At 62.7% G+C, this 9,858-nt stretch carries 8 protein-coding genes and 1 pseudogene; 1 reads left to right on the top strand and 8 read right to left on the bottom strand.

What is annotated here, in order from left to right:
- Window positions 1-99: 99 nt before the first annotated feature.
- From BDO18943_RS23295 to BDO18943_RS23285, 3 genes and pseudogenes are all read right to left on the bottom strand, one after another.
- Window positions 100-1,318: pseudogene (locus BDO18943_RS23295) on the bottom strand (TniQ family protein).
- A complete protein-coding gene (locus tag BDO18943_RS23290) occupies window positions 1,315-2,223 on the bottom strand; it encodes a TniB family NTP-binding protein (RefSeq protein WP_000393453.1) in 909 nt (302 codons plus the stop codon). The pseudogene BDO18943_RS23295 and the gene BDO18943_RS23290 overlap by 4 nt, the downstream one beginning before the upstream one ends.
- 2 nt (window positions 2,224-2,225) lie before the next feature.
- The gene (locus BDO18943_RS23285; protein ID WP_011347532.1) at window positions 2,226-3,944 is read right to left on the bottom strand and encodes a Mu transposase C-terminal domain-containing protein; all 1,719 of its coding nucleotides are present in this window, start codon (window positions 3,942-3,944) and stop codon (window positions 2,226-2,228) included.
- 167 nt (window positions 3,945-4,111) lie between these two features.
- Here BDO18943_RS23285 and BDO18943_RS23280 point away from each other — a divergent pair, with 167 nt between their 5' ends.
- Complete coding sequence (locus BDO18943_RS23280; protein ID WP_013521180.1) at window positions 4,112-7,078, top strand: Tn3 family transposase; 2,967 nt, start codon at window positions 4,112-4,114, stop codon at window positions 7,076-7,078.
- Between the two features lie 6 nt (window positions 7,079-7,084).
- Here the strand turns inward: BDO18943_RS23280 and BDO18943_RS23275 are convergent, their stop codons facing one another.
- The 5 genes from BDO18943_RS23275 to BDO18943_RS23255 all read right to left on the bottom strand — a co-directional run bounded on the left by BDO18943_RS23275 (window position 7,085) and on the right by BDO18943_RS23255 (window position 9,845).
- Complete coding sequence (locus BDO18943_RS23275) at window positions 7,085-7,396, bottom strand: hypothetical protein (RefSeq protein WP_175024212.1); 312 nt, start codon at window positions 7,394-7,396, stop codon at window positions 7,085-7,087.
- Between the two features lie 149 nt (window positions 7,397-7,545).
- A complete protein-coding gene (locus BDO18943_RS23270) occupies window positions 7,546-8,073 on the bottom strand; it encodes a 1-acyl-sn-glycerol-3-phosphate acyltransferase (protein WP_265328605.1) in 528 nt (175 codons plus the stop codon).
- A gap of 119 nt (window positions 8,074-8,192) precedes the next feature.
- Window positions 8,193-8,561, bottom strand: coding sequence for a hypothetical protein (locus tag BDO18943_RS23265; protein ID WP_175024210.1), 369 nt, complete (start codon window positions 8,559-8,561; stop codon window positions 8,193-8,195).
- A 71-nt stretch (window positions 8,562-8,632) separates the two neighbouring features.
- Window positions 8,633-9,460, bottom strand: coding sequence for a hypothetical protein (locus BDO18943_RS23260; protein ID WP_175024209.1), 828 nt, complete (start codon window positions 9,458-9,460; stop codon window positions 8,633-8,635).
- Window positions 9,461-9,476: 16 nt separating this feature from the next.
- Entirely contained in the window at window positions 9,477-9,845 is a 369-nt protein-coding gene (locus BDO18943_RS23255; protein WP_175024208.1) for a hypothetical protein, read from the bottom strand.
- Between the last annotated feature and the right edge of the window lie 13 nt (window positions 9,846-9,858).

The following is a 9,858-nucleotide window of genomic DNA, read 5'->3' as shown; positions in this document are numbered from 1 at the left end:
GCCGTCCGCCTTCGATACCCGCATGTAGCCTATCAGCATGTCGTACCTGTCACATATACGTTCGATTATGTGACAGTGTGCACCGGAAAGTTCTGGTCGTCAAAATTTGTCACTTAACCCGTCATTCTGTCTAAGACATGCAAAGGGTCCATCAGGCACGTAATGTGACAGGAATTCCGGGGGGGATGCCTTCCTTTGCGAAGGTGGCGCGCAACTGTTCCAGGGAAGCGGGGTCGCGCCGACCATAGGAAGCCAACGCGAACAGCGAGCGTGCCGTCTCGGGGTCGTGCCGCGCTTCAATGATGGCCTCATCGATGGCCTGGATTGCCCGTTGCCAGTGATCGACGGGTTCGGGCTTCGGCGTTTTCGCCGACAGGCCACTGGTGAAACCGGTTTGGGGTTCGGACCAGAACAGCTTTGCATGCTCGCCCGGCGGGCTTATATCCCTCACCTCAATCAAGCTGATTGCCGTTGCCGCCGCCTCCAGCATCTGCAACCGTACTGCCGGGTTCAGGGTTTCATACGGTCGCCACAGACTTTGCCCAGCACGCAGCGGATGCCCGCAGCCTTCCCAGACTTGGCGGAGATACCCCGCGCAGGTTCCGCACGTCGAAAGCGGGGTGTTCAGCTCATCGAGCAGCGTGCGTAGTAGCCGAAACCACAATCCAGCGTGGATGCGTCGGCGCGGCAGCTCCACATGGCCGGTCGTCAGTGCCTGCCAGGTGCGCCGGTCCATCACCGCAATCGCGTCGCTGGCGGTGCGCGGCGCAGTGTCGGCGTTCTCCCAGCCGAGAAACCGCCCAGGCACGCCCCAATAGGATTCCAGCCAGCAGCCATGCAGCGGGCAGCTCAGCATCAGGGGCAGCTTCCATGCAAGCAGTACGGCTTGGTTTGCCGGGTCGTTCAGACAGAGCGGGCAGGCGCGATGTATCGGCTGGCTGGGCAGCCAGGCACGCCAGCTCGTGATGGATCGCGTCCTACGGCGGAGTTTCGGCAGCAGCACCGAGAGCTGGAACGCATAGGTTTCCAATGCGTCTGGAATCTGATCATCAAGGCTGTCCAGTAGCCAAGGCACCCAGCCGGCGAAACTCATGCAACGCAGCCGGTCCGGCTCGATGCCGCTCCGCTGGGAGAGCATCGCCAGCAGCGCCAGTGGTGGCGCGGTGTCCAGGTCATCAACCTGGCCGTGACCAAGATCGTGCTCCAGCAGCTCGGACACCTCCATGTGATAGCAAAGGGCCACGCGGTTGAGCCACGAAGACAAGGCTTCGCCTTCCCTGGGAGCCGGATGCAGTGGCCAGTGTGGCGCTGGCTTCACATCAGTTCCCGCTCGAATTGCCGCCGCCGCTCGCTGGGACCGGTGTAATCGGCCATGCTGAGCGTGCGATGGTTGATCGCTTCCTCACCGCTCTCCACGGCAGCGACGGCCGCCGCCATCAACAGGTGCGCCAGCTCGCCGATGGTGCCCTCGCTGCGCGTGAGCAGGTAGCGGGCCATATCCAGCGTGGCAATCGACGAGGGTCGCCGCAGCGGGAGCGAAGCCGCGAAGCTGGCCAGCAGTGAGCAGCAATCGTCGTTGGCCTCCCACACCGGCAGCATCATCGGCTCGAAGCGGTTTTCCAACTGGTCGTCCGAGCGGATCGCCAAGTAGGCATCGCGTGTGCCGACCCCGACCAGCGGGATGCGCAGCTCGTTGCCGAGGAAACGCAGCAGGTTGAGGAATTCCCGGCGGTTGACGCTGTTGCCGGCCAGGACGTTGTGCAATTCGTCGATCACCAGCATGCGCACGCCGACCTTGCGTAGCAGTGCCAGCGCCAATTGCTCCATTTCCGGCAGCCGTGGGCGCGGGCGCAATGGCGCGCCCATCGCGGCAAGTAGCGCGACGTAGAAGCGGATTACCGACGGTTCGGATGGCATCTGCACGACCAGTACCGGAATGTGCTCCTGGTCGGCGTCGGAGCTGGCCGGGTGGGTGCGGCGGAATTTCTCGACGATCATCGACTTGCCGTTGTTGGTTGGACCGACCAACAGCAGGTTGGGCATGCGTTGTTTGTTCGGCCACGCATACAGGGCTTCCAGCCGATTCAGCGCCTCGACTGCTCGCGGATAGCCGATCCAGCGGTCAGCGCGAAGGCGATGGATGCGTTCGTCCGCCGGAAGACGGGCCAAGCCCTGGGCCACCGGCATCAGGTGGGACAAGTCGATGATGGGATATTCTTCCACGGCTACCACTCCTCAATCTGGTCGAACGGTTTGGCAGGTGGCTGGTTGTCTGCCTGCGGGTCAGCCATGTCCGCGTCCGGTGGTGGCGTGGTTTTGAAAAGAACTGCCGTTGCCTTGAGATGCTGGCGTCGATCCGCGTCGCGCCGCGCCTTGCGCGTAGCTTTCTGCGCGGTGGACACGATTTCGCGCATCTGGCCGATCATGCGAAACAGCGCCGACTCATCCACCTGTTCGCGCCCTTGCTGCCGCAATTTCGCCAGCGCCTGTCGTTGTTCCCAGAGGGTGACAGCCGGGTGCGACAAGGTGCGGTATGGAATTTCCAGATAGTGCTGCCCCTCCGGCTCCAGCACCCAAATGCGGCTGATGTCGCGCGGGTCGCGCCGGATCAGGAACGCAGGCAAGCGGTCGCGCCGAGCTATCCACGGCTTGAGCGCATCGGCGTAGTAATGGATGTGGTCGATGACGAAGCCGGTGCGGGTCAGCGTGCGGCGGATGATGGGCAGAAAATCGACCAGAAAAGCCGTGGTGCGAGTGATGACGGTTGGCACGCCGGTCCGCGCGATAGCTTCGGCCCAGCGCGCTGCCGGCGGCTGGAGCAGGCCGTTGTGCACGGAGCCGTGGTAGGTGCCGACCGCCAATGTGAGCCAGCGCTCCAGCTCACGCAGCGTCAGGGCGGCCTTGTTTTCGGAATCGTAGTCGCCGCGCTGGTCAGGGTTGGAGAAGGTCGTCCCTGGCAATTCGTCGTGGATCATCTGCATCGCCGTGCCGATGATCCGTTCCACGATGCCGCCGTAGTGCGGCTGCCCGAGCGGGCGATAGTCAAGCCGGATGCCATGCTGCTCGCAGCCTCGGCGTAGCGCTTCGCTCTTGAACTCGGCCGCGTTGTCCAGGTAGAGCAGCCTGGGCTTGCCGCTCATCGGCCACTCCATTTCTATGTTCAGACCCTCCAGCCAGGGACGCTTGTCGCAGGCGACATGCACAAGGCACAGGCCGACCGAAACAGATGACGGCGCTTCCAGCGTGACGACCATGCCGAGCACGCAGCGGGTAAACACGTCGATGGCGATGGTCAGATACGGACGGCCAATCGGTTGCCGGTCGCGCTCGTCCACCACGATCAGGTCGATGACTGTGTGGTCGATCTGCACCTGCTCCAGCGGCGCGGAGACGGGTGGCGGAACACCACCAACACCTTGCAGGTCGCGGGCGGCATCTTGTCCTTCCCGGCGGTGAGTGACCTCGCGCGGATCGAGGCCGGCGATCCGCAGAGCCACCGTGTTGCGCGCCGGCACCCGCAGCTTTTGCAGCTTGCACGCCCGCACAACTTCGCGGTGGAACGCCGCCAAGCTACGCTTCTGCTTGGTCAGGAAGCGCTTTTGCAGTAACTCGCGGATGATTCGTTCGACCGACTCCGGCAAGCGGCCTTTACCTTTGCCACCGCTCGACTGCCCAAGAGCCAAGTCAGTGACCAGCCCCGATCCTAGCCGGGCACGGCGGATCAGGACGTAGACCTGCCGCCGGGACAGCCCCAATGCCTGGGCTGCCGCGTCGGCCGCTTCATGCCCAACCGTCTCCGACTGCGCCAACGGCCCAATGATCTCCGCGCGACGACGCGCACGCTCCCATGCCTGTTCTGGCAGGGTGGCCACGCCGTGCTCGGTAATCGGTGCGGTATCGGTCGCCATGCTCATCTCGCTTTGGTGCACACGAGTATTGAGCATAGACGAGTTTCGTGCAGAGGAGTCCTGATATCTGGCTGTCAGGAGCCGTATGCACAAGAGGCTTCAAACCGCGCTGAATGGTGCAGTCGTCTTCTGAAAATGACAGCCGCGCCGGTTGCCTTGGCGGGCTTGTCACAAACCTACGTTTTCAAGAAGAAGGAAACCGCATGCCCCGCCGTTCGATCCTCTCCGCCGCCGAGCGCGAAAGCCTGCTGGCGTTGCCGGACACCAAGGATGAGTTGATCCGTCACTACACGTTCAGCGAAAGCGACCTCTCCATCATCCGGCAGCGGCGCGGCCCGGCCAATCGGCTGGGCTTCGCGGTGCAGCTTTGCTACCTACGCTTTCCGGGCGTCATACTGGGCGTTGATGAACCGCCGTTCCCGCCCTTGCTGAAACTGGTCGCCGACCAGCTCAAGGTCAGCATCGAAAGCTGGGGCAAGTACGGACAGCGGGAGCAGACCCGGCGTGAGCACCTGATCGAGCTGCAAACCGTCTTCGGTTTCCGGCCCTTCACCATGAGCCACTACCGGCAGGCCGTCCACACGCTGACCGAGCTGGCCATGCAAACCGACAAGGGCATTGTGCTGGCAAGCGCCTTCATCGAGCACCTGCGGCGGCAGTCGGTCATTCTGCCTGCTCTCAACGCCGTCGAGCGGGCGAGCGCCGAGGCGATCACCCGCGCCAACCGGCGCATCTACGACGCCTTGGCCGAACCGCTATCGGACATGCATCGCCGTCGCCTCGACGATCTGCTCAAGCGCCGCGACAACGGCAAGACGACCTGGCTGGCCTGGCTGCGGCAATCCCCGGTCAAACCGAACTCGCGGCACATGCTGGAACACATCGAACGCCTCAAGGCGTGGCAGGCGCTCGACCTGCCCTCCGGCATCGAGCGGTCGGTGCACCAGAACCGGCTGCTCAAGATCGCCCGCGAGGGTGGCCAGATGACGCCAGCCGACCTGGCCAAGTTCGAGCCGCAGCGCCGCTACGCGACTCTGGTTGCGCTCACCATCGAAGGCATGGCGACCGTCACTGACGAAATCATCGACCTGCACGACCGCATTCTGGGCAAACTGTTCAACGCCGCCAAGAACAAACATCAGCAGCAGTTCCAGGCATCCGGCAAGGCGATCAATGCCAAGGTGCGGCTATTCGGACGCATCGGCCAGGCGCTGATCGAGGCCAAGCAAGCCGGCCGCGATCCGTTCGCCGCCATCGAAGCCGTCATGTCCTGGGATGCCTTCGCCGAGAGCGTCACCGAGGCGCAGAAACTCGCGCAGCCCGAGGACTTCGATTTCCTGCACCGCATCGGCGAGAGCTATGCCACGCTGCGCCGCTACGCGCCGGAATTCCTCGCCGTGCTCAAGCTGCGGGCCGCGCCCGCCGCCAAGGACGTGCTCGACGCTATCGAAGTGCTGCGCAACATGAACAGCGACAACGCCCGCAAGGTGCCCGCCGATGCGCCAACCGATTTCATCAAGCCGCGCTGGCAAAAGCTGGTGATGACCGACGCCGGAATCGACCGGCGTTACTACGAACTGTGCGCGCTGTCGGAGATGAAGAACGCACTGCGCTCCGGCGACATCTGGGTGCAAGGCTCCCGCCAGTTCAAGGATTTCGAGGACTACCTGGTGCCGCCAGCGAAATTTGCCAGCCTCAAGCAGGCCAGCGAATTGCCGCTGGCTGTGGCCACCGATTGCGACCAGTACCTGCATGAACGGCTGACGCTGCTGGAAACGCAGCTCACCACCGTAAACCGCATGGCGCTGGCCAACGAGTTGCCGGATGCCATCATCACCGAATCGGGACTGAAGATCACGCCACTCGACGCGGCGGTGCCCGACACCGCGCAGGCCCTGATCGACCAGACCGCAATGGCCCTGCCGCACGTCAAGATCACCGAATTGCTGCTGGAGGTGGACGAATGGACGGGCTTCACCCGGCACTTCGCGCATCTGAAATCGGGCGACCTGGCCAAGGACAAGAACCTGCTGCTGACCACGATCCTCGCCGACGCGATCAACCTGGGCCTGACCAAGATGGCAGAGTCCTGCCCCGGCACAACCTACGCCAAGCTGGCCTGGCTGCAAGCCTGGCACATCCGCGACGAAACCTACGGGGCGGCGCTGGCCGAGCTGGTCAACGCGCAGTTCCGGCATCCCTTCGCCGAGCACTGGGGCGACGGCACCACGTCGTCATCGGACGGCCAGAACTTCCGCACCGGCAGCAAGGCCGAGAGTACCGGCCACATCAACCCAAAATACGGCAGCAGCCCAGGGCGGACGTTCTACACCCACATCTCCGACCAGTACGCGCCGTTCCACACCAAGGTGGTGAATGTCGGCGTGCGCGACTCGACCTACGTGCTCGACGGCCTGCTGTACCACGAATCCGACCTGCGCATCGAGGAGCACTACACCGACACGGCGGGCTTCACCGATCACGTCTTCGCGCTGATGCACCTGCTGGGCTTCCGCTTCGCGCCGCGCATCCGTGACCTGGGCGACACCAAGCTCTACATTCCAAAGGGCGATGCCGCCTACGAGACATTGAAACCGATGATCGGCGGCACGCTCAACATCAAGCACGTCCGCGCCCATTGGGATGAAATCCTGCGGCTGGCCACGTCGATCAAACAAGGCACGGTGACGGCCTCGCTGATGCTGCGCAAGCTCGGCAGCTATCCGCGCCAGAATGGTCTGGCCGTCGCCCTGCGCGAGTTGGGCCGCATCGAGCGCACGCTGTTCATCCTAGACTGGTTGCAAAGCGTCGAGCTGCGCCGCCGTGTGCATGCCGGACTGAACAAGGGCGAGGCCCGCAACGCGCTGGCCCGTGCCGTGTTCTTCAACCGCCTGGGCGAAATCCGCGACCGCAGTTTCGAGCAGCAACGCTACCGGGCCAGCGGCCTCAACCTGGTGACGGCAGCCATCGTGCTGTGGAACACGGTTTATCTGGAACGGGCCGCGAACGCCTTGCGTGGCCACGGTCAAGCCGTCGATGACGGCCTGTTGCAGTACCTGTCGCCGCTCGGCTGGGAGCACATCAACCTGACCGGCGATTACCTCTGGCGCAGCAGCGCCAAGATCGGCGCGGGCAAGTTCAGGCCGCTACGGCCGCTGCAACCGGCTTAGCGTGCTTTATTTTCCGTTTTCTGAGACGACCCCATCCAGCTTTTGTTCGAGGCGAACGCTCTCGCTCTCGATGACGTAGCGCCATGTCCCCCCACCATTTCCGACCATCATGGTGTCACGGACGGGAGCAGCAGCAACGCACCGCATGGTGCGCCCCTTGGCGTCGTAGTTGATCACGGGGATGGGCAACTCCCCTGCAGGGAGGTCACAGTGCTTGCCTTCGGCGGGAGCTTCCACAGGCGGCTTGTACGCGGTCTGCTGGGCCTGAGCGGCCGACGCCATGGCGAGAGCTGCTGCGATGATCAGAGATTTCTTCATCCTTCTGGTTCTCCTTTGTGAATGGATGCCGAGTGGAACGACTCACCGTTACCGCTGCAACGCGGAGGTAACGGTCAATCGTCCAAGGGTTCCGCCCGGCAGCGGGCTTTGATCGCCAGTGCGCAGCTCGATAGAGCTGCAGCAGGCAGTCAAAACTGGATCTCGATGCGAGGCCAAAGCCGGTCGCCCGATTTAGCAAACAGCCGGCTTCTTTCCGCGCCACGGATCCGAATGCGCACGACCTCTGCGCCGGAGCGCTGAGCCAGCCAGACGACGCCAGGTTGATCTGGGTTGGGGCAACCGGTCTCGCTGATCTTGCCCTCAGGGAAGAGCATCACCGACTCGCCTCGATCCAATGCCTTGGACAGCGACCGAATTCCGAAAGGTGAGCTTCCGTCGATCGGAACAACGGCACCGAAGCCGAGCCAGGCGAGCGTGGCCATTCCACGGCTGGCTACCTTGGAGCGCCGAGAAAAGTCCGTATCGACGCCGAAGGTCAACGGCACCGGACTGGCCAAAGCCACGATGACGCCATCGAGAAGACTCACGTGATTCGAGCAAACGATGACCCGCTTATTCCGCAGTAAGTCGACAGTGGCAGCGGAATAGATGGCGCGGACGCGCAGCAAGCGCAGCGCTACACCACGAAGTACGAGACGGAGGACAGAGCGGAACATACGGTTGTGGCTTCGCAAGGGAGTACAGGACATCAGATAATGAAAGCCGACATAACTGAAGGCTGAATGTCACGCAGGCTTTTGCCGCAAAAGGGCAAGAGCCTGAACGAAAACACTGGCTACCCTTGCGCTTTGCGAGCTGCCCGAATCTCAGAACCCGCAAACGCGGACGGGATCACGTCCAATGCTACGGCTGCAACCATCAGCACCAAGCCGACCCACGACATGACTGCGAAAGCAGTCCACGGCAGCGAGAAGTAGGCATTGAGCATTTGGTCGTGAGAGCCGTGGCTGCCATCAAAGTAGTTGAGCAGGTCGGTCTGGTAGATCGCAATGACGGTCGCGATCGGCGCAAGAATCGCCGCAAGGTAGTGAAGGCCGAAACGCCACAGGATGTAAAAGGGCAGCAGGATCCATGCTGCAAGGCCAGCGCCCAGCGCCAAGGTGCCGATGGCGCTGCCCAGGCCGCCGCTGTTGTTGTCGTCCATCTTGTTCTCCTGATTGATTAACCGGCAACCGGCCGGCGCGGGCACTTGCACGCCAATTACTTTTCGGCGTGCTACTGGTTTCCTTGAGCCTGCTTGTCGACCAGAGCTTGCACGGCCGTAAACAGGTCATCGGCCTTGCCACCGTTGTCAATGAAGTCGCGCAGCAGCTCTCCGAACTCCTCGCACTGGTTTCGCTCTTGCTCCTCCTCTTCCTCCCGCGCTTCCACGGCTTCCAAGTCGATCCTCTTCATCCCATGTGCACGGTCGAGCCATTCCTCCGCCTTGTCGCGTTCATCGCTGCCGTTGCTGCCGTAGCCGTCTGCACGGGGACATGCCACCAGGTTGTGGATGCCGGCAAGGTCGCCCGCGAAGCTCCGCAGGACTTCCTCAGGCGACATCTGCACGCGATGGCACTCCCGAACAAACTCGGGCGGCACCCGGAGGGTGACTTCAACCGTCTCGTCAGGGACGAACTGTCCACGCTCGCCAGGGACAAGTCCGGCCGGCGCGAGAAATCCTTGCGGCCGAGCCTCGCACACCCATCCAACCGTGCAAGCGGTCGCACTCTGTCCAGACAGAGCCCATTTGTCGGCCATATCGAGTTCAGGTACTCGTCTCAGGCTCTGATCCATGTACGACCGGAAGTAGCAGGCACCGATTGGCGTGTCGGTGGTCAACGGTGATGCCGGCACGACACAGCCGAACTTGCCCACTTCACGGCGGCTCCATTCCTCGCGGAAGCGACCGCCGCCGACCAGCTCGCGCGTGGTGCCGCCGTACTCGATGGTCAGGCGTTCAAGCCCGTCTTCCGTTGGCTGCACATCGAGCAGCAGGACGTTGTGGACAGCGATGGTGCTGGGGCCCGATCGCGCCATCGCGGCGAAGATATCGAAAGTCATGAGTGCTCTTCCCCGTTCAGTTTGTCGGTGTAGTCGTGTTGCTTTGACCGGTCAGCGGATTGCTTTGATCTCGCTCACCATGGCGCTCCTCTTCTAAGGCTTGATCAAAGCAGAGGGGGCCGATCAGGAGCATCCGTTCACGATTTGCGCGGCTTTGGAAATACACCGCAGGGTTGTCCAGCCCGTACAACGGCATGACGTCGACCAGCTCTCCGCCCGGGCGATAGCGGTTTTCAAACATGTCGGTCTGCGGGTCATCCCAGGCATCACTCGCAGCTTCAGGCGAGGCGAACAGCTTTGGCCTAGCAAGATCGATAGTGCCGTTCCAGATGAACCACATCAGGTTGCCGTCGGTGAAACGGACCGCGCCAAGGAATTTAGCCATTGCACGCTCAATA

The organism is Burkholderia aenigmatica (assembly GCF_902499175.1).
Taxonomy (GTDB): Bacteria; Pseudomonadota; Gammaproteobacteria; order Burkholderiales; family Burkholderiaceae; genus Burkholderia; species Burkholderia aenigmatica.
The sequence above is the reverse complement of the archived record's forward strand: the minus strand, read 5'-3'. Positions and strand labels throughout refer to the sequence as shown.

What these genes read in the sequence shown, in the direction of transcription:
- BDO18943_RS23285 (WP_011347532.1), bottom strand. Translation starts at nt 3,944, where the DNA reads ATGCTCAATACTCGTGTGCACCAAAGCGAGATGAGCATGGCGACCGAT.
- BDO18943_RS23280 (WP_013521180.1), top strand. Translation starts at nt 4,112, where the DNA reads ATGCCCCGCCGTTCGATCCTCTCCGCCGCCGAGCGCGAAAGCCTGCTG.
- BDO18943_RS23275 (WP_175024212.1), bottom strand. Translation starts at nt 7,396, where the DNA reads ATGAAGAAATCTCTGATCATCGCAGCAGCTCTCGCCATGGCGTCGGCC.
- BDO18943_RS23270 (WP_265328605.1), bottom strand. Translation starts at nt 8,073, where the DNA reads ATGTTCCGCTCTGTCCTCCGTCTCGTACTTCGTGGTGTAGCGCTGCGC.
- BDO18943_RS23265 (WP_175024210.1), bottom strand. Translation starts at nt 8,561, where the DNA reads ATGGACGACAACAACAGCGGCGGCCTGGGCAGCGCCATCGGCACCTTG.
- BDO18943_RS23260 (WP_175024209.1), bottom strand. Translation starts at nt 9,460, where the DNA reads ATGACTTTCGATATCTTCGCCGCGATGGCGCGATCGGGCCCCAGCACC.
- BDO18943_RS23255 (WP_175024208.1), bottom strand. Translation starts at nt 9,845, where the DNA reads ATGGCTAAATTCCTTGGCGCGGTCCGTTTCACCGACGGCAACCTGATG.